Origin of the sequence: Actinomadura livida, assembly GCF_014648675.1 — a bacterium.
Taxonomy (GTDB): domain Bacteria; phylum Actinomycetota; class Actinomycetes; order Streptosporangiales; family Streptosporangiaceae; genus Spirillospora; species Spirillospora livida.
Genome location: NZ_BMRO01000001.1, coordinates 533,586 through 556,010, shown reverse-complemented (window position 1 = coordinate 556,010; position 22,425 = coordinate 533,586). Strand labels below are relative to the sequence as shown.

Here is a 22,425-nt window from a genome sequence, read left to right as displayed (position 1 = left end):
GTCGCCGCGTCCTTCGCGGACGCGGTGCTGTACCTGGCGGACGGGCGGATCGTCGGCCACCAGGCCGCGCCGACCGCCGAGGCCGTCGCGGAGCGGATGACGCACCTGGCCGACGAGGTCGAGCGCCAGCGGACGATGGCGGGGGCGTGACCGTGTTCGGACTGGCGATGCGTTCCCTGCGCCGGCGCACCGGCGCGTTCGCGGCGAGCTTCCTCGCGATGTTCCTCGGCTCGGCGATCATCATGGCCTTCGCCTCGATGCTGGACACCGCGGCGGCGGGCGGCGCGACCGGCCAGGCCCGCGAGACCCTGGAGATCATGGCGTACGTGGTCGGCGGCTGGGGCCTGCTGCTGGTGGTCTTCGCGGTCACCTCCACGATGACCCTGTCGGTCCGGCAGCGGGCCGCGGAGATCGCGCTGCTGAAGAGCGTCGGCGCGACCCCCGCGCAGCTCGCGCGGATGATCGTCGGTGAGGCGGCGGGCCTGGCCGTCGCGGCGGCGCTGCTCGGGGTCGTCCCCGCGCTGCTGATCGGCCGGGGGCTGCTCCGGATGCTGCACGACACCGGCCAGGTCCCGGCGGAGGTCCCGCACGCGTTCGGGCCCGTCGCGCCGGCGATGGGCATCGGGATCATGTTCGTGTCGGCGACCGCCGCCGCGCTGATCACCGCGCGCCGCGCCACCCGGATCAGGGCGGCCGAGTCGCTCGCGGCCGCGGCCGCCGAGACCGGGCGGACGAGCCGGCGGCGCATCGTGTTCGCGGTGCTGTTCCTGCTGGTCGCGACCAACCAGGCGGTCATCACGGTGACGGTGATGGACGGCAGGGGCATGGACGCGATGGCGACGTCCGGGCAGGCCGACATCCTCGCCGCGATCGGGCTGGCGCTGCTGGCGCCCGCGATCATGCGGCGCGCGACGGCGCTGCTCGCCGGGCCGGTGCGGCGGCTGGGCGGGTCGACCGGCGACCTCGCGGCGGCCGTCATGCGCCGCCGGACGGGCGCCATGGCCGCCGCGGCCGCGCCGGTGATCCTGTTCGTCGGGACGGCGGTCGGCACGCTCTTCCTGCAGGCCACGGAGAACGCGGCGACGGCGGCGGCCGGGCTGAGCAAGACCGCTGAGCAGAAGGACATCGAGACGCTGAACCTCGTCGTCATCGGGATGGTGGTGCTGTTCACCGCGATCATGCTGGTGAACACGCTGATCGCGGGCACCGCGCACCGCCGCCGCGAGTTCGGCCAGACGCGGCTCGCGGGCGCCACGCCTCGGCAGGTGCTCGGCCTGGCGGCGCTGGAGTCGGCGGTCGTGGCCGGCACCGGCGTGGTGTGCGGGACGGTCGCCTCGGTCTTCACGATCGTGCCGTTCGGCCTCGCCCGGCGCGACTCGCTCACCCCGGACGGGAGCGTGTGGACCTACCTCGGGGTGGTGGCGCTCGCCGCCGTCCTCACCGGGGCGACGGCCTACGGCGCGACCCGCCGCATCCTCCGCGTCCCGGCGGTCGAGGCGGCACTGAGCTGAGCCTCCGCCTCCGCCAGGAGGCCCTCCGCGGGACCGCCCCGCGGAGGGCTCCGGCGCGCCCGCGGGCGGGCGGTGGAAGGGGGGAGGCGAGGGGTCCGATTCGTACCGGGATGCCATACGCTTCGAGTCATGGACGAGGTTTCGCCGGGCGCCGGGCGCGGGCCGCGCGAGCGCGGCGGAGGCGGCCTGCGGCGGTTCCTGCGCCGGGTGGCGTCGAGCAACGCCGAGCTCGAGGCCGAGGAGCTGCAGAAGACCGCCGGCGGCGAGGGCGCGACGCCGATCACCGAGTGCGGCGAGCGCAGGCGGCACCGGGTGGCGGGTACGCTGCGTACGGTGACGCTCCGTCCGCGGGGCGGCGCACCGGCCCTGGAGGCCGAGCTCTACGACGGCACCGACGTGATCAGCCTCGTCTGGCTCGGCCGCCGCCGGATCGCCGGCATCGACCCGGGTCGCATGCTGCGCGCCGAAGGGCTGGTGAGCGTGCAGGACGGGCGCAAGGTCATCTTCAATCCGCGATACGAGCTCCGCGGCGGTCCGTAGGACGCGCCGGCGGCCGGGAGTGCGATGTGAGCGAACGGGAAGACGGCGGAGGGCGCGGCGTGGACACGGAGACCACCCCGCCGGACGGCGCCGCCCACGACACCGTCGAGGCGGCCGTGCGCGCCCAGCTGAGCAAGGCGCTGGGCGGCGTCCGCGGCATGGTCGAGGCCGCCGTCCCCGTGATCGCCTTCACCGGGACCTACGTGCTGCTGGAGGAGGTCCGGCTCGCCGTCATCGCCGGCGTCGCCGCCGCGGTGGTGCTGCTCGGCGTCCGCCTTGCGCAGCGGTCCAACCCCCAGTTCGTCATGAACAGCCTCATCGGCATCGCGATCGCCGCGTTCTTCGCGCTGCGCTCCGGCCGGGCCGAGGACGCGTTCCTGCCCGGCATCATCCTGAACGCCGGCTACGGCGCCGCGATGCTCTTCTCCATCATGGTCCGCTGGCCGGTCGTCGGCTTCATCATCGGCTCGGTCACCGGCGACCCGACCGCGTGGCGCCGCGACCCCGGGATCGTGAAGCTCTGCTCCCGGCTCACCTGGCTGCTGCTGCTGCCCTGCGTCGCCCGGGTGGCCGTCCAGTACCCGATCTACCTCGCCGACGGCGACCAGAGCGGCCTGCTCGGCGCCGCCAAGATCGCGATGGGCTGGCCGCTGCAGGTGGCGGCCCTGGCGGCCATGGTGTGGCTCCTCGCACGCGGCCGCACCCCGATCGAGCGCGGCCGAACCGCCTGACCCCCGGGGCCCGACCGCCGAGGGTGCCGCTCAGGAGAACAATTCGGCCAGTTCGTCCTCGACGTCCTGGCTGGCGACGAACATCAGCTCGTCGCCCGGTTCGAGCGTGTCGTCGGGGGTCGGCACGAGCACCCGGCCCTCCCGCAGGATCGCCACGAGCGCGGTGTCGCGGGGCCAGGCCACCGAGCCGACGCGCTGCCCGCCGAGCGGCGCGTCCTCCGGCAGCGTCAGCTCGACGAGGTTGGCCTCGCCCTGCCGGAACGTCATCAGCCGGACCAGGTCGCCGACGCTCACCGCCTCCTCCACCAGCGCGGACAGCAGCCGCGGGGTGGACACGGCCACGTCCACGCCCCACGACTCGTTGAACAGCCACTCGTTGTTCGGATGGTTGATCCGGGCCACCACGCGCGGCACCCCGTACTCGGTCTTGGCGAGCAGCGACACCACGAGGTTGACCTTGTCGTCCCCGGACGAGGCGACCACGACCTGGCAGCGCTCCAGCGCCGCGTCGTCCAGCGCGGAGATCTCGCAGGCGTCGGCGAGCAGCCACTCCGCCCGCGGCACCATCTCGACCTTGATGGCCTTGGGGTTCTTGTCGATCAGGAGCACCTCGTGCCCGTTCTCCAGCAGCTCCTGGGCGATGGAGCGGCCCACCGCGCCCGCCCCGGCGATCGCGACCCGCATCAGGCGTCCTCCCCGTTCCGTGCCGCGACGGCGGCGTTCACCCGCTCCACGTCGTCCGAGCCGGCCATGATGTGCACGATGTCGCCGTCCTGGATCACCGTGGCCCGGTCGGGGACGAGCGCCTCGCCCATCCGCGACAGGAACGCCACCCGCGTGCCGGCGTGCTCCTCCAGCGCGCCGACCTTCTCGCCGACCCACAGGTGCCCGGAGTCCAGCTCGGCGAGGACGACCGCGCCGGTCGGGTCGCGCCACAGCGGCTCGGCGCCCTCGGGCAGCAGCCGGCGCAGGATCTGGTCGGCGGTCCAGCGGACGGTCGCCACCGTCGGGATGCCGAGGCGCTGGTAGACCTCCGCGCGGCGCGGGTCGTAGATGCGGGCGACGACGTTGTCGACGCCGAACGTCTCGCGCGCCACCCGGGCCGAGATGATGTTCGAGTTGTCGCCGCTGCTGACGGCCACGAACGCCGACGCGCGCTCGATGCCCGCCTCGGCGATCACGTCGCGATCGAACCCGAACCCGGTGATGCGGCGGCCCCGGAACCCGCTGCGCAGCCGGCGGAACGCCTCCGGGTTCTGGTCGATGATGGACACCGAATGGCCCTGGTCCTCAAGGATGTGGGCGAGCGTCGAGCCGACGCGCCCGCAGCCCATGATCACGATATGCACGGCCGTTCCCTCTTCCGTCCAGGGGGCCGTTCCCCCCGTCCCTGCCGGGCTGCAAAACTACACATCCGCCCAGGGGAGTACTACCCAACCAGGTCCCCGCGGTGCTTGCGAGGCGCGGCCCGGGCGGCGGCTAGAGTCTCCTTTCGTGTCCAAGGTTCCCGACCTGACGAAGCGGTTGCTCCTTGGCCGCGCGCTGAGCAGTTCCAAGCAGCACGAGCAACTCCTGCCCAAGCGCATCGCGCTGCCCGTCTTCGCCAGCGATGCCCTCTCGTCGGTGGCCTACGCCCCGCAGGAGATCCTCATCGCCCTCGCGGCGGGCGGCCTGGTGATGTACAAGTACACGCCCTGGGTCGCCGCGGCCGTGGTGGTGGTCCTGCTGACGGTGGTCGCCTCGTACCGGCAGAACGTCCGGGCCTATCCGAGCGGCGGCGGCGACTTCGAGGTCGCCACCACCAACCTCGGGAGCAACTGGGGCGTCGTGGTCGCGAGCGCGCTGATCGTCGACTACACGCTGACCGTGGCGGTGTCGGTGTCGTCCGGCATCGAGAACCTCGGGGCGCTGCTGACGTTCATCCAGCCGCACGAGGTCCTCGCCGCGGTCGGCGTCCTCATCGTGCTCACCCTCGCCAACCTGCGGGGCCTCAAGGAGGCGGGAATCGCGTTCGCGGTCCCCACCTACCTGTTCATGATCGCGATTCTGGGCATGCTGGTGTGGGGCCTGGTGCGGCTGCTGGCCGGCACCGAGCTGAAGGCCGAGACCGCGGACTACCAGCTGCGCGGGGACGAGACCGACATCGCCGGTTTCGCGCTGGTCATCCTGCTGCTCCGGGCGTTCTCGTCCGGCTGCGCCGCGCTCACCGGCGTGGAGTCGATCAGCAACGGGGTTCCGGCGTTCCGCAAGCCGAAGGGGAAGAACGCCGCCACGACCCTGCTGCTCCTCGGGCTCGTGTCGATGACGATGTTCGGCGGCGTCACCACGTTCGCCTACCTCACCGACGCCAAGTTCTCCGAACCCGGCCACGGAAGCCACCTGATCGACCCGGCCACGGGCACGGAGGTCACCGACGCCGAACCGGTGATCGCTCAGGTCGCGCACACCGTGTTCAGCAACTTCGAACTCGGGTTCGCGCTGGTCGCCATCATGACCGCGCTGATCCTCTTCCTCGCGGCCAACACCGCCTTCAACGGGTTCCCCGTCCTCGGCTCGGTCCTCGCGCAGAACCGCTACCTGCCGCGCCAGCTGCACACCCGCGGCGACCGGCTGGCGCTCAGCAACGGCATCATCATCCTCGCCTTCATGGCGGGGCTGCTGATCTACGCCTACGACGCGTCCGTCAGCGCCCTGATCCCGCTCTACACCGTCGGCGTCTTCATCTCGTTCACCGTCAGCCAGATCGGCATGGTGCGGCACTGGAACCGGCTGCTCGCCACCGAGCGGGACGCGGCGCAGCGCCGCCGCATGAAGACCTCCCGGGGCATCAACGCGTTCGGCGCCACCCTCACCGGCATCGTGCTGACCGTCGTGCTGATCAGCAAGTTCGCGCTGGGCGCCTACATCGTCTGCATCGCGATGCCGGTCCTATTCCTGGTGATGAAGGGGATCAGGAAGCACTACGACCGGGTCGCCGAGGAACTGGTGCCCTCCGGAGAGGACGTCGCGCTGCCCGCGCGCAACCACGGCATCGTGCTCGTCTCCAAGATCCACAAGCCGACGCTGCGGGCCCTCGCCTACGCCCGCGCCACCCGGCCCTCCACACTGGAGGCGGTCACGGTGGCGGTGGACGCCGCGGAGTCCCAGCGGCTCCAGGACGAGTGGCAGGCGCTCGACCTCCCCGTCCCGCTGAAGATCCTCGACTCGCCGTACCGGGAGATCACCCGCCCGGTCCTCGCCTACGTCAAGAGCGTCCGGCGCAAGAGCCCCCGCGACGTCGTCACCGTGTTCATCCCCGAGTACGTCGTCGGCCACTGGTGGGAGCAGCTCCTGCACAACCAGAGCGCCCTGCGGCTCAAGGGCAGGCTGCTGTTCCAGCCGGGCGTCATGGTGACCAGCGTCGCGTGGCAGCTGCAGTCCTCCGACCGGCTCAAGGGGCGGGTCGAGCCGCCCGTGCCGGGCTCGTCCCGGCGTCCGCCGCGGGCCGGGGCGCGCCACGGTGGCGGTAGTGTTTCGGACCGTGACTGAACTGGAGCCCGACGTCCTGGAACTGGAAGTCGGCAACGTCGCCAACGGCGGTTTCTGCGTCGCCCGGCACGAGGGCCGGGTGGTCTTCGTCCGGCACGCCCTGCCCGGCGAGCGGGTGCGGGCCCGGATCACCGACCGCACCAAGAACTTCCTCCGCGCCGACGCCGTGGAGATCATCGAGGCGTCGCCGGACCGGGTCGAGCCGCCGTGCCCGTTCGCCGGCCCCGGACGCTGCGGCGGCTGCGACTGGCAGCACGCCTCGCTGCCCGCGCAGCGCGCGCTGAAGGCGGCCGTCGTCGAGGAGCAGCTGCAGCGCCTCGCCGGGATCACCCGCACGGTGACCGTCGAGGAGGTCCCCTACCCGGTGGACTCGGAGGTGATGCCGCCGCCCGGGCTCGGCTGGCGCACCCGCGTGCAGTTCGCGGTCTCGTCCGGGGCCGTCGGGCTGCGCAAGCACCGCTCCCACGACATCGAGCCCATCGACGAGTGCCTGATCGCCCACCCCGGCGTGGAGCTGATGGGCATCGAACGCAAGCGCTGGCCGGGCGCGTCCGGCGTGGAGGGCATCGTCTCCGCGTCCACCGGCGACCGCCTGGTCGTGCTGCGCGGCCGCGACCGGCGCAAGATCCGGGTGCCGCGGCTGGACGTGCCGGTCCGGCTCGTCCGGGGCAAGCCCGAGCCGGGCTCCGGCCTGCCCTACGTGCGCGAGGAGGTCTCCGGGCGGCTGTACCAGGTCAGCGGCAGCGGCTTCTGGCAGGTCCACCCCGGTGCCGCGCAGCTCCTCGCCGACGCCGTGGTCGAGGCCCTGGAGCCGAAGCCCGGCGACATCGCCCTCGACCTGTACTGCGGCGCCGGGCTGTTCGCCGGCGTCCTCGGCGACCGCATCGGGCCGGACGGGCTCGTCGTCGGCGTCGAGTCCGACGGGCAGGCCGTCCGGGACGCCCGCTACAACCTGCGCGACCTGCCGAACGTGTCCATCGAGCGCGGCCCGGTCGAGGAGGTCGTCGCGGAGCTGGAGTTCGGCCGCGCGTCCGGCGGCGGGTCCCGCGCGCAGAACAAGCGGGGCGGCGGCCACCAGGGCGGCGAGCGCGTCCGCCGCGCCGACGTCGTCGTCCTCGACCCGCCCCGCGCGGGCGCCGGCCGCGAGGTCGTCGAGCAGATCACCCGGCTCGCCGGCCGCAAAATCGCCTACGTGTCCTGCGACCCCGCCACGCTCGCCCGCGACCTGGCCTACTTCGGCGAGCGCGGCTGGACGCTGGAGACCCTGCGCGCCTTCGACGCCTACCCGATGACCCAGCACGTGGAGTGCCTGGCCACCCTGATCCGCGGCTGATCCGGGAGCCGGGCATTCCGAAAACGGGTTGCGGGACGGCATAACGTGGGAACCGTGATCGAAATCCGGGAGATCCCCGAGTCGGACGTCGGCCGCATGGTCGACCTCGCCTGCCTGGTGTTCCACGTGCGCATCGAGAGCGAGCAGGAGCGCGACGGGTGGCGGGTCCGCCGCGCCGAGCGCATCGGCGCCTACGACGGCGAGGCGCTGGCGGGGCAGGTCGCGGCCATCCCGATGCGGCTCGCCGTGCCGGGCGCGTTCCTCGACTGCTCGGCGGTCACGTACGTCGGCGTCCTGCCCACGCACCGGCGGCGCGGCGTCCTCACGTCCATGATGGACCGCATGCACGCCTACGCGGCCGCCGCGGGCCGCCCGGTCGCGGTGCTCTGGGCCTCGCAGGGCGCGATCTACGGCCGGTACGGGTACGGCCTCGCCACCCGGGCGATCACCCTGGAGGTCGACTCCTCCCGGCCGCTCGAACTCCGCACCGTCCCCGACGAGCGTCCGCTCCGGCTGGTCGATCCGGACTCCGCCGCGGAGGTCCTCGGGCCCATGCACATGCGCGCCCTCGCCGCCCGGCCGGGCGGCCTGGTCCGCGACGACGAGTGGTGGCGGCGGGGCATCCTGCCGGCCGCCGACCCCGAGACCGCCCCCGGCTTCACCGAGCCGCGCGTCGTGGTCCACCCGGCGGGCTACGCCGTCTACCGGACCAACGAGGAGGGGACGGTCCGGGTCGTCGACCTCGTCGCCGAGACGCCGGCGGTGGAGGCGGCGCTCTGGCGGTATCTGGCGTCGATCGACCTGACCAGGCGCGTCCAGGCCACGAACCGTCCCGTGGACGAGCTGCTCCCGCACATGGCGGCCGACCCGGACCAGGTCGTCATCAAGAACGACGCCGGGGCGATCTGGCTCCGGCTCATCGACGTCCCGGGCGCGCTGGCCGCCCGCTCCTGGGCCACCGCGGACACGTTCGTCCTGGAGGTCCGCGACGACCGCGTCCCCGCGAACGAGGGCCGCTGGCGCCTGGCCACCGGCACCGCACCCGCCTGCGACCGGACGGCCGGGGAACCGGACCTGACGCTGTCCGCCGCCGACCTGGCCGCCGTCTACCTCGGCGGGACGCGGGCGGCCACCCTCGTCCGGGTCGGCGTGGTCACCGAGCACACCCCCGGCGCGGCGGCCCGGCTGGACGCGGCGCTGGCCGTCCCGCTGGCCCCGTACATGAACGACGACTTCTGAGGCGTCCGCGGGCCGCCCGGACCGCTATCTCCAGAAGAAGACCTTGGCGCTGCCGCTCGTGACGGCGGCGTCGGCGGTGCCGTGCTGGACGAGCTGGAACCGCACCCGGTGGTTCGCCCGGACGGTGTCGGCGGCCAGCCCGTAGACCAGGTTGGTGCTGTCGCCGACGGACACGAAGTCCTGGATGGGGCCGACCTCGAAATTGCTGGTGTCGTCCATGTTGACCTCCACCACGCGGGCCTGGACGAGGGTGCCCGCCGGGACGCCGGTGACCGTCGCGCCGACGGTGAGGCTGTAGCGGGCGGATCCGGTCAGGACGCTGGAGCCGCCCTGGTTCCAGTGCTGGTGGTGCTGGTCGGAGTACTCGGTCTCCCAGTTGACGTCCGTCCACACTCCGGGGGCGAGCCGCTGCTCGGTGGTCGTGCCGACGGACACGTAGTCGGGCATGTCGTCTCCCTCGGGCGAGACGCCGACGCGCCACTGCCCGTAGTCGTCTGCCATGGCGCGGTCGTAGTCGACGGCCGCGCCGTTGATGGTCTGCTCGTTGAGGTACTGCTGGAGCTGTGCGCGGGAGTCCCAGCGGCCGCCCGACCAGGCGTAGGTCTGCCAGCCGTAGGTCGTCTTCCCGGCGTCGAAGGCGCGCTTCATCGGCCCGTAGCCGGCGTAGAGACCGACCCGGCGGCGGCCGAGGACGCTCGCCGCGCCGTCGAGGTAGGCGTTGATCGCGTCCTGCTGGCTCGCGGACGCGTCCCAGTCGGCGGCGAAGTAGATGGGCCTGCCGTCCGGCATGCCGCAGGCCTCGGCCTGCCGGGCGGCGTTCCTGGCGTCGGCCTCCCCGGCGGCCCGGCCGCCCAGCGGCCCGGTCTTGGTGTTCTGCCAGACGACCACCACCCAGATGCCCGCGTCCGACAGCTCCTCGGCCTCCGCGCGGGTCAGGTTCTTGCCGGACGTGTCGTGCGACAGGTAGCGGCACGCGAACTTCACCCCGGCGCGTTTCAGCGCGGCCACGCCGGGACGGCCCCACGAGTAGTCGACGCCGAAGACAGCCATCGGTGGGCTCCATGATCGGTTGGGGGGTCATTGCCGATTCAACAGTGTGTGCCCCGAAGGGCGCAGGAGATTCCATTGGAAGGTTCGGGAAACGCACGTCCGAGTGAGCCGTGACTGTCTGTGGCGACACGCCGACATGACGTTATGAGAACGGCCGGTCGCTCGCTACAACGGACGGGTCCGGGAAAACCGACGGCCACGGAAGGTCTCATCGTGATCGTGACATGGAAGGAGCGCGGTCTCGTCCTGCTGGCGGCCGCGCCGCTGCTGGGCCTCGTGCCCATGGCGACCGGGGCGCACGCCGACGCGGGCGTGGCGCTCCGCACGGCCTCGCCCAAGGAGGACGTCCTGCCGGGGGGCACCTACGCATGGACGTTCAAGATGCTGGCCAAGGGCCCGGCGAAGTCCGGCAAGGCCGTCTTCCGGATGACCATGCCGAGATCGCTGGAGCTCGTGACGGGCACGAGGCACTGCCGGTCGAAGGGACGGAAGGTCGTCTGCCGCCTCGGCACGGTCAGGAAGGGCCAGAAGGTCAAGGGCGCGATCAAGGCCAAGGTGTCCAGGCGGGCCGACGCCGGGCAGAAGATCTCGGCACGCGGGACGGTGACCTGGGGCAAGGCGCGCGTCACCCGCAGGTTCCCCGCGGTGCGCGTGGCCAAGGCCGCCGGCCTCCTCACGACCGAGGCGGCTCCGGCGACGGCCCGCGCCGCGGCGCCCGGGCCCGTCCGTGACGGTGGGCCGAGGGGCGGCTAGGGCGAGTCCATACGGGTAGCAAGATGGGACCATGAGACTTCGGATCTTCACCGAGCCCCAGCAGGGGGCGAGTTACGAGACCCAGCTCGCGGTCGCCAAGGCGACGGAGGACCTCGGCTTCGACGCGTTCTTCCGCTCGGACCACTTCGTCAAGATGGGCGACGTCACGGGCGAGCCCGGCCCGACCGACTCCTGGATCACCCTGGGCGCGCTCGCCCGGGAGACCAGCCGCATCCGGCTCGGCACGCTGGTGACGGCCGCGACGTTCCGGCATCCGGGACCGCTGGCGATCGCCGTCGCGCAGGTCGACCAGATGAGCGGCGGACGGGTCGACCTCGGCATCGGGACGGGCTGGTTCGAGCAGGAGCACACCGCCTACGGCATCCCGTTCCCGAGCCTGGGGGAGCGGTTCGAGCGGCTGGAGGAGCAGGTCCAGATCCTCAACGGGCTGTGGCGGACGCCCGCCGGGGAGACGTTCGCGTTCAGCGGCGAGCACTACACGCTCGTCGAGTCGCCGGCGCTGCCCAAGCCCGCCCAGGCGGGCGGCCCGCCGATCATCATCGGCGGGTTCGGGGCGAAGCGGACGCCGCGGCTGGCCGCCCGCTACGCCGACGAGTACAACGTCCCGTTCAAGCAGGTGGGGGAGACCGGCGAGGCGTTCGAGCGGGTCCGCGCGGCGTGCGCCGACGCGGGGCGGGCCAGGCCGCCGGTCTGCTCCGCCGCGCAGGTCGCCTGCTGCGGCCGGGACGAGGCCGAGCTGCGGCGCCGCGCCGACGCGATCGGGCGGGACGTGCCGGAGCTGCGCGAGAACGGCCTCGCGGGCACGCCCGGCGAGCTGGTCGACAAGATCGGCCGTTTCGGCGAACTGGGCGCCGAGCGCATCTACCTGCAGCTCCTGGACATGCAGGACCTGGACCACCTGGAGCTGCTGGCCGCCGAGGTCCAGGCAAAGCTCTAACCCGCTGAAGCCCCACCGCCTTCGTTGACTTGCGGCGTGTTGTTGTTATGAAGCGCTCCATAACAACAACACGCCGCAAGTCAACGGTTTGCCGAGACCGCGCTAGGCGAAGGCGGTCTGGAAGGCCGCGTGCCTCGGGGCGCCCCTGGCGGTGTCCCAGACCGCGAAGACGACGTGCTCGAAGCGGCCGGCGAACAGCCCGCCCGGCAGCAGTTGCTCGGCGAACACCTCGGCCACCTCCGCCGGGTCGTTGCCGAACACCCCGCAGCCCCAGGCGCCCAGGACCAGCCGCCCGTGCCCGTTGGCGAGCGCGACGGCGAGGAGCTTGCGAGCGCGGAGGTCGAGCACGTCCCGTATGCGCGCCGCCTGCTCGGCGTCGCGGATCGCGCCGCGGTTGGGCGCGGGCGACGTCAGGAAGGTGACCTCGTACGGCTCCTCCAGAAGCCGCCCCGCGTCGTCGCGGAACACCGGGACGCGCGGCGAGTAGATCATGTGGTCGCTGTAGAGGAGGTCGCGCTGGGCGCGGTGGAAGTCGTAGTACTCCCTGGCCGAGCGCAGCGACTCGTACAGCCCGGACGAGCGGGCCAGCCCTTCCTCCTGGGCGTGCGCCCCGTTCAGGAACCCGCCGCCCGGGTTCTTCGCGGACGCGAAGTTGAGCGCGAACGGGACCTTTCCGGGTGCGCGCAGCCGGCGCGCGGCGGCGAGGGTGGTCTCGCCGGTGACCTCGACCCGGGTGTCCGTTCCGGGGCCGGCGGCGGGGAGACGCTCCAGGAGGCCGTCCAGCTCGTCCGGCCGGTACAGGACGGTGCCCTGGACGGCCCGCGCCAGGCTGTCCGCGATCGGCACGGTGCGTCCGGAGGGCGCCGGGTAGTCGCCGCGTTCCATGATGGCCACGGTCTCCTGCGCGGTCATCCGGCGGGGATGTCTGCTCATATCGCTGCAAAGTCTCTCGACGCCGGGAATGGCGGGCAAACCGTTTTCGTGATCGTCCGCCGGAAAACGAATGGGGAGATCCGGCGCGGTCCGCCAGACTCGTGGGGTGCTTCTGACGATCAACACCAGGATGAGCCGGGCGACGGACCTGGGGTTCCTCCTGCACAAGCACCCTGACCGGGTGCAGCGGTTCGAGCAGTCCTTCGGCACCGCGCACGTCTTCTACCCCGACGCGGACGACGAGCAGTGCACGGCCGCCCTGCTGCTGGACGTCGATCCGGTCAAGCTCGTGCGCACGCGCGGAAGGGGCACCCCGGACTTCTCCCTCGGCCAGTACGTGAACGACCGGCCCTACGCCGCTTCGTCGCTCCTGGCGTCCGCGATGGCGAACGTGTACCGCACCGCCATGCGCGGCCGCTGCGACCTGCGCCCAGAACTGGCGGAGACGCCGATCCCCCTGGAGATCGTCCTGCCGGCGCTGCCGTGCCGCGGCGGGGCCGCGCAGGCCGGGCGGTTCTTCGGGCCGCTGGGCTGGGAGGTGTCGGCCGTGCCCGTCCCGCTCGACCCGGAGTTCGCCGAGTGGGGCGACTCCCGCTACGTGACGCTCACGCTCACCGGCACGCTGCGCCTCGCCGACGCGCTCAACCAGCTGTACGTGCTGCTGCCCGTCCTCGACGACGCCAAGCACTACTGGATGGCCCCCGACGAGGTCGACAAGCTCATCCGGGCGGGGGAGGGCTGGCTGGCCGCCCACCCCGACCGCGCGGCCATCACCCGCCGCTACCTCGCCAACCGGCGCGGTCTCGTGCGCACCGCGCTGGGACGCCTCGCCGACGCCGAGGACGCGACCGACGAGGCCCTCGACCCCGCCGAGGTGGAGGAGGAGCCGCCGGCGGAGGCGGACGAGAAGTCCGTCTCGCTGGCCGAACACCGCCTCCAGGCCGTCGTGCAAGCGCTGCGCGACGAGAACGCCCGGCGCGTCATCGACCTTGGATGCGGCTCCGGGAAACTGATCTCGCGGCTGGCGAAGGACGACTTCTTCAGCGAGATCTCCGGCGCCGACGTCTCGCACCGGGCGCTGACCCACGCGTGGCGGCGGCTCGGCTGGGACAAGCGGCCGCGCCGCGAGAACGACCGCGTCACGGACGTCTTCCAGGGCGCGCTCACCTATGCCGACGCACGGTTCCGCGGCTACGAGGCGGCCGTGCTCATGGAGGTCATCGAGCACGTCGACCCGCCGCGCCTCGGCGCGATCGAGCGGGTCGTGTTCGGGGACGCCTCGCCCCGCGTGGTGGTGGTGACGACCCCGAACGCCGAGCACAACGTCCGGTACGAGGGGCTCGCGCACGGGGCCATGCGCCACCCCGACCACCGGTTCGAATGGACGCGGGACGAGTTCCGCGCGTGGGCCGGCCGCGTCGCCGCCGCGCACGGCTACCGCGTCCGGCACGTTCCCGTCGGCGCCGAGGACCCTGAGGTCGGCGCGCCGACGCAGATGGGGGTGTTCACCCGATGACCGAGATCCGCGTTCCCGACATGGGGCTCGTCGTGCTGGTCGGCGTGACCGGCTCCGGCAAGTCGTACTTCGCGCGCAAGCACTTCAAGCCCACGCAGGTGGTGTCGTCCGACTACTGCCGCGGTGTCGTGTCGGACGACGAGAACGACCAGTCCGCGACCGGTGACGCCTTCGACCTGCTGCACTACATCGTGGCCAAGCGGCTGCGGCGCGGCCTCCTCACGGTCGTGGACGCGACCAACGTGCAGAGCAAGGCGCGCCAGTCGCTCCTCCAGATCGCCAAGGACCACGACGTGCGGGCGGTCGCGATCGTGCTGGACGTCCCCGAGGGCGTCGCCGCCGAACGCAACGCCGCCCGCCCGGACCGGGACATGCCCGCCCACGTCATCCCGCGGCAGCGGCGCGAGCTGCGGCGCGGGATGCGGACGCTGGAGCGCGAGTTCCGCCGCGTCCACGTGCTGCGCGGCGTCGCGGAGATCGACGCCGCGACGATCGCCTACGAGAAGGCGTGGAACGACCGGCGCGAGCTGACCGGCCCGTTCGACGTCGTCGGCGACGTCCACGGCTGCCGCGCGGAGCTGGAGGACCTGCTCGCCGGCCTCGGCTACGAGATCGAGCGGGACGCGGCGGGACGCGCCGCCGGGGCGAGCCACCCCGGCGGGCGGACCGCGGTGTTCGTAGGGGACCTCGTCGACCGCGGCCCCGACTCGCCGGGCGTGCTGCGCCTCGTCATGGGCATGGTCGCCGCGGGCGCCGCGCTCTGCGTCTCCGGCAACCACGAGGCGAAGCTCGTGCGTGCGCTGCGCGGACGCAGGGTGCGCCTCACGCACGGGCTCGCCGAGTCGATGGAGCAGCTCGCCGCCGAGGCCGAGGAGTTCCGCGACGGCGCGCTGCGCTTCATGGACGGGCTCATCAGCCACTACGTCCTGGACGGCGGACGCCTCGTCGTGGCCCATGCCGGGCTGAAGGAGGAGTACCACGGTCGTGCGTCCGGACGTGTCCGGTCATTCGCGCTCTATGGCGACACCACGGGGGAGACCGACGAGTACGGGCTGCCCGTCCGGTACCCGTGGGCGCGTGACTACCGGGGCAAGGCCATGGTCGTGTACGGGCACACGCCCGTCCCGGAAGCGGAATGGGTCAACAACACGATCTGCCTGGACACCGGCGCGGTGTTCGGCGGGAAGCTGACCGCGCTGCGCTACCCCGAGCGGGAACTGGTGTCCGTCCCCGCCCAGAAGGTCTGGTACGAGCCGGCGCGCCCGCTGACCGCCCCGGCGGGGCCCGGCGCCGCTCATCGGGAGAACGACATCCTCAACATCGAGGACGTCCTCGGCAACCAGGGGGTCGAGACCCGGCTGATGGGCCGCGTCGCGGTCCGCGAGGAGAACGCGCTCGCCGCGCTGGAGGTGATGAGCCGCTTCGCCGTGGACCCGCGCTGGCTCGTCTACCTGCCGCCCACCATGGCGCCCGCCGACACGTCGTCGCTGACCGGGTACCTGGAGCACCCGGCCGAGGCCCTTGCCGCGTACCGGGACAAGGGCGTCGCCCGCGTGGTGTGCGAGGAGAAGCACATGGGCTCGCGGGCCGTGGCCGTCGTGTGCCGCGACGCGTCGGTGGCGGCCGGCCGGTTCGGCGTGCCGGACGGGACGACCGGCGCCCTGTACACCCGCACGGGACGCTCCTTCTTCCGTGACCCGTCCCGGACGGCGGAGGTGCTGGACCGGCTCCGCGCGGCGATCGGCGCGGCCGGCCTCTGGGACGAGCTGGACACCGGATGGCTCGTCCTCGACGCCGAGCTGATGCCGTGGTCGGCCAAGGCCATGGACCTCATCCGCACGCAGTACGCTGCGACCGGCGCCGCGGCCCGTGCGGCCCTGCCGATGGCGTCCGGCGTCCTCGCACGCGCGGACGGACGCGGGCTCGATCTCGGCGACCTCCGCGAGCGCATCGACCGGCGCGCCGCGAACGCGGCGCGCTTCCGCGACGCCTACGCGCGCTACTGCTGGACGGTGGACGGCCTGACCGGGCTGCGCCTCGCGCCGTTCCAGATCCTCGCGGGGGAGGGCCGCTCGTGGGCCGCCGAGCGGGACCACGAGTGGCACCTGGCGATGGCGGAGCGGCTGGCGGACAACGACCCGGGCGGGCTCCTGCGGCCGACGGCCTCGGTGACCGCCGACCTGGCCTCGGCCGAGTCGCAGGCCGCCGTCACCGCCTGGTGGGAGAGGCTCACCGCGGCCGGCGGCGAGGGCATGGTCGTCAAGCCGCTGGGCCCGCTCCCGGAGGACCGGCGGGTCCAGCCCGGAGTCAAGTGCCGCGGCCCGGAGTACCTGCGCATCATCTACGGCCCGGACTACGCCGAGCCCGCGAACCTCGACCGGCTGCGGGGCAGGTCGCTCGGCCGCAAGCGGTCGCTGGCGATGCGGGAGCACGCGCTCGGCGCCGAGGCGCTCGACCGGCTCACCGGCGGGGAGCCGCTGTGGCGGGTCCACCAGGCCGTGTTCGCCGTCCTCGCGCTCGAATCCGAGCCCGTCGACCCGCGCCTCTGAGGGGCGCGGCCCTCCGGATGGACGCAGCGCACATGGCCCGCCACCTGGGGGCTCCCGAGGGGGCGGGCCGCGCAGGCCGTTACCCGGCCGACTCTCAGAAGAGCGGCTCGGGAAGCGGCTCAGGTCGAGAAGAGCATGTGGAACACGCCCGGCTGACGGCGGTAGCCATGGTGCCCACCGTGGTGATGGTGGTGCACCGCCGGGGTAGGGGCGCCCGCGCCCCATCCCGGTGCCGCGGCGGGCGGCGGCGCCGGGGCCGCCCGGTACTGCGACTCCATGTTGCTCAGGGCCTCGAGCTCGCCGTAGTCGAGGAAGATCCCCCGGCAGCTGTCACATTGCTCGATGTGGACGCCGCTGCGGGTGTAGGTCCGCATCACGCCACGACACTTAGGGCAGTGCATCGCCTTGTCATCCTTCCGGTGTGGATCCCCAGGTAGAGGCTAAATGTAGGGCAGGTTCCGCGCCACGTCATGCCGTGTCCCCCGCCGCGGATATTCTCGCGCAGGCGTCGACCATCGCCTGCTCCGGTTCATCGAGCGGCCGATCTTCCCTTCTGGCGGATATGACGCACGTGGCGGCTATCTGGATCGCAAGACTTCGCGCCGGAATGTCCAGGTCCTCCCATGGATCGCCGGCGGCGGGCACGGCCGGGCCGCCCGCGGCCTGGTACGCGCCCAGGAAACGGCTCCAGTCCTCCGGGTGCAGGACGCCCGCCGAGTAGAGCGCCGCGGGCCGGGCCAGGTCCCAGGCGGGATCGCCTCGGCCGAGGTCCTCGATGTCGATGAGCCGCCACCGCCCGTCCGCGGCGCGGACCATCTGGCCGAGATGCCAGTCCCCGTGGATGAGGCGCTCCGCCGTCCCGGGCGGCTCCTCGCACTCCCCGCGTATCCAGGAGGGGAGGGTCGCGAACGCCCGGCGGACCTCGTCCTCGGCGGGCCCGTCGGCCAGGCGCGAGACCAGGCGCGCTATGCGGGCGGGACGCCCCCAGGACGGCGCACCGGCCGGAACCGCCGCCGAGTGGAGCTCCGCCAGAAGGCGTGCCCCGTCCTCCCAGGGGAGGTCGCCCTGCGGGTCCACCGGCTCTCCGAAGGGGGAGACCGTGACCGTCCGGCCGTCCACGCTCAGCGGGAGCCCCAGCGGCCCGACCAGGACGCGCGGCAGGGTGCCCGCCAGCCGTATCCGCTCCAGGAAGCGCGGCCCGTGGTCGCGGTCGGCCTGGTGCGCCTTCACCACCACGTCCCCGACGCGGACCACCAGCACCCCGTGCCGGTCGTACAGCGTCACCCCCTCCGGGGTGGGGGCCGGCGCGCCGCCGGCCGAGCCGCGCCCGATCTCGACGAGCCGGGCGAACAGCTCCGGCTGGACGGTCTGGATGTGCACCCGCCCAGTAAACACCCCGGCGCGGGCCGCGCCCGGCTACGTCGCCTGAGCGGAGGAGTCGAGGACCTCGTCGCGGAGCCGCTGCCGGATGACCTTGCCGACGAGGCTGCGGGGCAGATCCGTGCGCGGGCGGAACTCGTCCGGCACCTTGTAGTGCGAGAGGTAGCGCTTGCAGTGCCGCCGCAGCTCGTCCGCCGAGAACGGGTACGCGGGGTGCTCCACCACGTGCGCGATGATGCGCTCCCCGCGCCGGGGGTCCGGGACGCTGACGACGGCGCAGTCGTGGACGGCGGGATGGCGCCGCAGGACCTTCTCCACCTCGCTCGGGGCGACCGTGAAGCCGCTGACCTTGATCATGTCGCGCAGGCGTTCCAGGATGGTGATGAAACCCTGCTCGTCCATCACGGCGATGTCACCCGTGCGCAGCCAGCCCTTCGAGAGCGCCTGCGCGGTCGCGAGCGGCGCGTTCCAGTAGCCGACGAACACCTGCGGCCCCCGCACGACGAGCTCGCCGGGCTCGCCGGGCGGCAGGACCTTCGTCGGCTGCTCCGGGTCGACGATGACGACGTCGGTCATGGGCAGCGGCAGGCCGACGGTCAGGTTCCGGGCCCGGCCGTCCAGCGGGTTGCCCGCGACGGCCGGGGACGCCTCGGTCAGCCCGTAGCAGTTGATCAGCCCGCGGGCGCCCAGCCGGCCGAGCCGGTCGATGGTGCCCTGCCCCAGCCCCATCGCGCCCGAGATGTAGACGCGCAGGGATCGCAGGTCGGAGGGCTGGAAGCGCGGGCTGTCCAGGACCTTCTCGTACAGCGTCGGGACGCCGGGGAAGATCGTCGGACGGTACTTGCGGATCGCGGTGAGCACCCGGTCGCCGTCGTAGCGGGGGAGCAGCACCACCGCCCCGCCCGTCATCATCGGCGCGACGAGGCAGCTCATCAGCCCGAACGAGTGGAACAGCGGCAGCACCGCCAGCGTCACGTCCGCGCCGGGGCGCCCGCCGACGTCCCACGCGTGCTGCTGGCACGCGTTGGCGATGAGGTTGCGGTGCGTCAGCATCGCGCCCTTGGGGCGCCCCTCGGTCCCGCCGGTGTACTGGATGGCCGCCAGATGCCGGGACGGCTCCAGCGGCAGCTGGGTCACGCGCCGCCGCGGGACCCGCTGCAGCTCCTTGAACGGGACGACGCGCGGGTCCGGGGGGACGTCCGCGGTGATGGCCGCGCGCCGCCGCTGCATCTGCACCAGCGGCAGCCGCAGCGCGATCTTCCGGGACGTGGGCAGGTAGTCGATGAGCGACGTCACCACGAGGTGCTCAAGGGGCAGCTTGGACTGGACGGCCTTCACCGTGGCGCAGGAACGATCCAGCACCACCGCCACCCTGGCGCCGCAGTCCGCGAGCTGATGCAGCATCTCCTCTTCGGTGTACAGCGGGTTGTGCTGCACCACGATCGCGCCGCGGCGGAGGACGCCGAAGAACGCGATGACCTGCTGCGGGCAGTTCGGGAGGATCAGCGCGACCCGGTCGCCCGGCTGGACGCCGAGCCGGTGGAGGCCGTCGGCGAACCTGTCCACGGCCTCGCGCAGGTCCCGGTAGCAGATCTCCCGGCCGAAGAAGATCAGCGCGGGCCGGCGCGGGTAGCGTTCGGCGGCGTCGTCGAGGAGTTGGGTGACCGGGATGTCGGGGATGTTGAGATCGCCGGGCACACCGGGCTGATACGACCGCCGCCACGGAGCAGATCGTTGTGACGAGTGCCACATAGAATACGATTCAATCATCAATCGGGCGTCCGCGCCGCCGCTTCAAGATCTTTAGATCCGCCCCCGCCCCGCGGCGGACCGCGCGGCCGGGACGAGACCCGGGGCCCCGAACATACTGCATCGCCTACGCCCGGCGAAGGCCCGCAAGCTCCCTCACGACGGCCGCTCCCGCCCGCGCGTCCAGCCCGCGGAGGCGGTGACCGCGCGGGCGCCGGGCACCGGCGGCTCGACGGGACGGCCCTCGTAGGCGGTCGACAGCACGATGTGCGAGTTCATCTCGCCGTGCTCGCCGAGCCGTTCGAGCAGCCCCTCCAGATGCGGCATCGACGCCACCCGCACCTTCAGCATCGAACACCAGTTGCCGCTGAGCTTGTGGACCTCGGTGACCTCCGGCAGGTCCTCGGCCTCGGTCGTCTTCAGCAGGCAGCGGCCGAGGGCGCAGCGCATCTGCACGAAGGCCGTCAGCGGCTGCCCGACCCGCGCCGGATCGACCCGCGCCCCGTAGCCGGTGATCACACCGGACTCCTCCAGGCGGCGCACCCGCTCGGCGACCGCCGGGGAGGACAGGCCGACCCGCCGCGCCAGCGCGTTGAACGACAGCCTGCCGTCCCGCTGGAGCTCGCCGATGATCCGCCAGTCGGTCTCGTCGAGTTCCCGATTCATATGAAAGGCCCTTCCGGTGAAATGCCTTTCAAACTAGCGGTGGAAGCGGATGAAGACCAGGATCTGCCCATTCCTTTCGCAGATCATGATTTCTAACGTTAAGGGATGCTCCTCCATGCGAAGCGGTCGCGTCCGATGGCCGCCCTGTGCTCCGGTACCGCCCTGATGAACGCGTCCATGGCCGTCACGAGCGCGACCGGCACCCTCGTCGTCGCCGACCGGCTCGGCGCCGGGTGGGGAGGCGTGCCCGTCACGGCGGGCATCGTCGGGACCGGCCTGGGCGCCCTGCTCCTGACCCGGCTCATGAGCCGGACTAGCCGCCGCGGCACCTTCGTCCTCGGTTACGCGGCCGCGGCCGCGGGGGCCTGCCTCGCCGCCGTGGCCGTGGCGCACGGCGACATCGCCGGCCTGTGCCTCGGAATGCTGCTGCTGGGGCTCGGCAACGCCGCCGCCCAGCTCTCCCGCTACGCGGCGGCCGATCTGCACCCCGCCGGACGGCGCGGCTTCGCCATCGGGCTCGTGGTGTGGGCCGCGGCCGCCGGGGCGGTCGGCGGCCCGCTGCTGCTCGATCCGGCCGGTGCCGCCGCCGGCCGCTTCGGCCTCCCGGCGCTCACCGGCCCCTTCCTGCTGGCCCTGGTCACCTGTGCCGCCGCGGCGGCCGCGATGGCCGCGGCGCCGCGCGGCGGGACGGTGCGGCGGGTCGCACCGCCGCCGCTGCGCACGCTCGTCACCACGCCCGTCGCGCGTTCCGCGCTGGCCGCGATGGTGACGGCGCAGGTCGTCATGGTCGCCGTGATGACCGCCGCGCCGCTGGACATGCACATGCACGGCGACGGCCTGGGCGCCGTGGGGATGGCGCTCTCCGCGCACACCCTCGGCATGTTCGCGCTGTCCCCGGTGACCGGCCGCCTGGCCGACCGGTTCGGCACCCGCCCGGTGATCGTCGCCGGCCTGCTCACGCTGGCGGTGTCCACGGCGCTGGCGGCGGTCGCCACGGGCGATCTCGGGCGTCCCGTGGCGCTGTTCCTGCTCGGGTACGGGTGGAACCTGTGCTTCGTCGGCGGCAGCGGCCGCCTCGCGCGGGACCTGCCGGAGCCGGTGCGGCCGCACGTCGAGGGCGCGGTCGACGCCGCCGTCTGGATGATCGCGGCGGCGGCCGGCCTGCTGTCGACCGTCGTGCTGTCGGCCGGCGGGTACGCGGCCCTCGCCTGGGCTTCCTGCGTCATCGCCCTGCTGAGCACGGCGAGCCAGCGCCGCCCCGATCGCGCGCCGTCCCCGGACGGGTCTGAAGGGCTTGGATGAAGGAGCCCGGAGGGGCTCAGATGCGGCCGGTGCCGCGGCAGACGTTGCACGTCTCCCCGGTCGCGGTGCTGGTGCCGGTCCCTTTGCAGCCGGGGCAGCCGCGTGTCGCCGGCTTGTTGTGCTTGCCCACGTTTACCCCCCGGCCCATCTTAAGGCTCGCCGGGCACCGGGCCGATGCAGACTGGAGCGGGCGGCGCGAACCCCCCCGGCCGGAGCGGTCGAGCCGCGGTGGCTGAGTCCATGGGGCACCGCGCCCTCTACCCTGAGCAGACGGATCAAGGAGGGACCGGCCATCGCTGCACACGGGAACACACCGGCCGCGGGGCCGCGCCACCGCGCCGCGGGTGCGCGCCCCATGACCGCGCCGATGCCGCTGACGACCCCGATCCGCCCGTACGACTGGGGGTCGTCCACCGCGCTGCCCTGGCTGCTCGGCACCGAGCCGACCGGGGGCCCGCAGGCCGAGCTGTGGGCGGGCGCGCATCCGGCGGCGCCGTCGTCGGTGGACGGGACGCCGCTGAACGTGCTCATCGACGACGACCCGGTCGCGATGCTGGGCGCGGCCTCGGTGAAGCGCTTCGGGCCGGCGCTGCCCTACCTGCTCAAGGTGCTGGCCGTCGAGAAACCTCTTTCCCTCCAGGTGCACCCGACGATGGCGCAGGCCGAAGCCGGATTCGCCGCCGAGGA

Annotated in this window: 20 protein-coding genes; 12 read left to right on the top strand and 8 right to left on the bottom strand. The window is 73.0% G+C overall.

The features are described from left to right. Positions 1-146: 146 nt before the first annotated feature. From IEZ03_RS02405 to IEZ03_RS02395, 3 genes are all read left to right on the top strand, one after another. The gene (locus IEZ03_RS02405) at positions 147-1,511 is read left to right on the top strand and encodes an FtsX-like permease family protein (protein ID WP_229807944.1); all 1,365 of its coding nucleotides are present in this window, start codon (positions 147-149) and stop codon (positions 1,509-1,511) included. A 129-nt stretch (positions 1,512-1,640) separates the two neighbouring features. Then, positions 1,641-2,051 (top strand): OB-fold nucleic acid binding domain-containing protein, encoded by a 411-nt coding sequence (locus tag IEZ03_RS02400; protein WP_184882540.1) that lies wholly within the window; start codon positions 1,641-1,643, stop codon positions 2,049-2,051. Positions 2,052-2,077: 26 nt separating this feature from the next. Further along, a complete protein-coding gene (locus IEZ03_RS02395; RefSeq protein ID WP_373293504.1) occupies positions 2,078-2,782 on the top strand; it encodes a DUF3159 domain-containing protein in 705 nt (234 codons plus the stop codon). 30 nt (positions 2,783-2,812) lie between these two features. Here the strand turns inward: IEZ03_RS02395 and IEZ03_RS02390 are convergent, their stop codons facing one another. Further along, positions 2,813-3,466 (bottom strand): potassium channel family protein, encoded by a 654-nt coding sequence (locus tag IEZ03_RS02390; RefSeq protein ID WP_132043710.1) that lies wholly within the window; start codon positions 3,464-3,466, stop codon positions 2,813-2,815. Beyond that, the gene (locus IEZ03_RS02385) at positions 3,466-4,131 is read right to left on the bottom strand and encodes a potassium channel family protein (protein ID WP_184882542.1); all 666 of its coding nucleotides are present in this window, start codon (positions 4,129-4,131) and stop codon (positions 3,466-3,468) included. The genes IEZ03_RS02390 and IEZ03_RS02385 overlap by 1 nt, the downstream gene beginning before the upstream one ends. A 145-nt stretch (positions 4,132-4,276) precedes the next feature. Here IEZ03_RS02385 and IEZ03_RS02380 point away from each other — a divergent pair, with 145 nt between their 5' ends. The 3 genes from IEZ03_RS02380 to IEZ03_RS02370 are packed head-to-tail and all read left to right on the top strand — an operon-like array spanning position 4,277 to position 8,882. Continuing rightward, positions 4,277-6,310: an APC family permease gene (locus tag IEZ03_RS02380; protein WP_184882544.1), complete on the top strand. Its 2,034-nt coding sequence runs from the start codon at positions 4,277-4,279 to the stop codon at positions 6,308-6,310. Next, the gene (locus IEZ03_RS02375; protein ID WP_184882546.1) at positions 6,303-7,643 is read left to right on the top strand and encodes a class I SAM-dependent RNA methyltransferase; all 1,341 of its coding nucleotides are present in this window, start codon (positions 6,303-6,305) and stop codon (positions 7,641-7,643) included. The genes IEZ03_RS02380 and IEZ03_RS02375 overlap by 8 nt, the downstream gene beginning before the upstream one ends. 54 nt (positions 7,644-7,697) lie before the next feature. After that, positions 7,698-8,882, top strand: coding sequence for a GNAT family N-acetyltransferase (locus IEZ03_RS02370; RefSeq protein ID WP_229807943.1), 1,185 nt, complete (start codon positions 7,698-7,700; stop codon positions 8,880-8,882). A 24-nt stretch (positions 8,883-8,906) separates the two neighbouring features. Here the strand turns inward: IEZ03_RS02370 and IEZ03_RS02365 are convergent, their stop codons facing one another. Next, a complete protein-coding gene (locus IEZ03_RS02365; protein WP_184882547.1) occupies positions 8,907-9,932 on the bottom strand; it encodes a DUF1906 domain-containing protein in 1,026 nt (341 codons plus the stop codon). Positions 9,933-10,145: 213 nt separating this feature from the next. Here IEZ03_RS02365 and IEZ03_RS02360 point away from each other — a divergent pair, with 213 nt between their 5' ends. Together IEZ03_RS02360 and IEZ03_RS02355 are read left to right on the top strand one after the other, a co-directional pair. Beyond that, positions 10,146-10,685, top strand: coding sequence for a hypothetical protein (locus IEZ03_RS02360; protein ID WP_184882549.1), 540 nt, complete (start codon positions 10,146-10,148; stop codon positions 10,683-10,685). Positions 10,686-10,716: 31 nt separating this feature from the next. After that, positions 10,717-11,643, top strand: coding sequence for an LLM class F420-dependent oxidoreductase (locus IEZ03_RS02355; protein WP_189241146.1), 927 nt, complete (start codon positions 10,717-10,719; stop codon positions 11,641-11,643). Between the two features lie 102 nt (positions 11,644-11,745). On the opposite strand, the gene IEZ03_RS02350 is transcribed toward IEZ03_RS02355, so the two are convergent. Continuing rightward, positions 11,746-12,576, bottom strand: coding sequence for a TIGR02452 family protein (locus IEZ03_RS02350; RefSeq protein ID WP_184882553.1), 831 nt, complete (start codon positions 12,574-12,576; stop codon positions 11,746-11,748). 106 nt (positions 12,577-12,682) lie between these two features. On the opposite strand from IEZ03_RS02350, the gene IEZ03_RS02345 reads away from it, so the two are divergent. Continuing rightward, entirely contained in the window at positions 12,683-14,092 is a 1,410-nt protein-coding gene (locus IEZ03_RS02345) for a 3' terminal RNA ribose 2'-O-methyltransferase Hen1 (RefSeq protein ID WP_229807942.1), read from the top strand. Then, positions 14,089-16,641 (top strand): polynucleotide kinase-phosphatase, encoded by a 2,553-nt coding sequence (locus IEZ03_RS02340; protein WP_184882557.1) that lies wholly within the window; start codon positions 14,089-14,091, stop codon positions 16,639-16,641. Before IEZ03_RS02345 ends, IEZ03_RS02340 begins: the two co-directional genes overlap by 4 nt. 119 nt (positions 16,642-16,760) lie before the next feature. On the opposite strand, the gene IEZ03_RS02335 is transcribed toward IEZ03_RS02340, so the two are convergent. The 4 genes from IEZ03_RS02335 to IEZ03_RS02320 form a co-directional block, all read right to left on the bottom strand. Continuing rightward, positions 16,761-17,042 (bottom strand): TFIIB-type zinc ribbon-containing protein, encoded by a 282-nt coding sequence (locus tag IEZ03_RS02335; RefSeq protein WP_184882559.1) that lies wholly within the window; start codon positions 17,040-17,042, stop codon positions 16,761-16,763. Between the two features lie 67 nt (positions 17,043-17,109). Next, the gene (locus IEZ03_RS02330) at positions 17,110-18,021 is read right to left on the bottom strand and encodes a phosphotransferase family protein (RefSeq protein ID WP_229807940.1); all 912 of its coding nucleotides are present in this window, start codon (positions 18,019-18,021) and stop codon (positions 17,110-17,112) included. A 36-nt stretch (positions 18,022-18,057) separates the two neighbouring features. After that, the gene (locus IEZ03_RS02325; RefSeq protein WP_229807939.1) at positions 18,058-19,719 is read right to left on the bottom strand and encodes an AMP-binding protein; all 1,662 of its coding nucleotides are present in this window, start codon (positions 19,717-19,719) and stop codon (positions 18,058-18,060) included. Positions 19,720-19,926: 207 nt separating this feature from the next. Beyond that, entirely contained in the window at positions 19,927-20,436 is a 510-nt protein-coding gene (locus IEZ03_RS02320) for an Lrp/AsnC family transcriptional regulator (RefSeq protein ID WP_184882563.1), read from the bottom strand. 105 nt (positions 20,437-20,541) lie between these two features. On the opposite strand from IEZ03_RS02320, the gene IEZ03_RS02315 reads away from it, so the two are divergent. Next, on the top strand, positions 20,542-21,738 hold the full coding sequence (locus IEZ03_RS02315) for an MFS transporter (protein WP_184882565.1): 1,197 nt from the start codon (positions 20,542-20,544) through the stop codon (positions 21,736-21,738). A 355-nt stretch (positions 21,739-22,093) separates the two neighbouring features. Then, positions 22,094-22,425: type I phosphomannose isomerase catalytic subunit (locus IEZ03_RS37465; RefSeq protein WP_373293518.1), on the top strand; the 332-nt coding region annotated here is incomplete at its 3' end.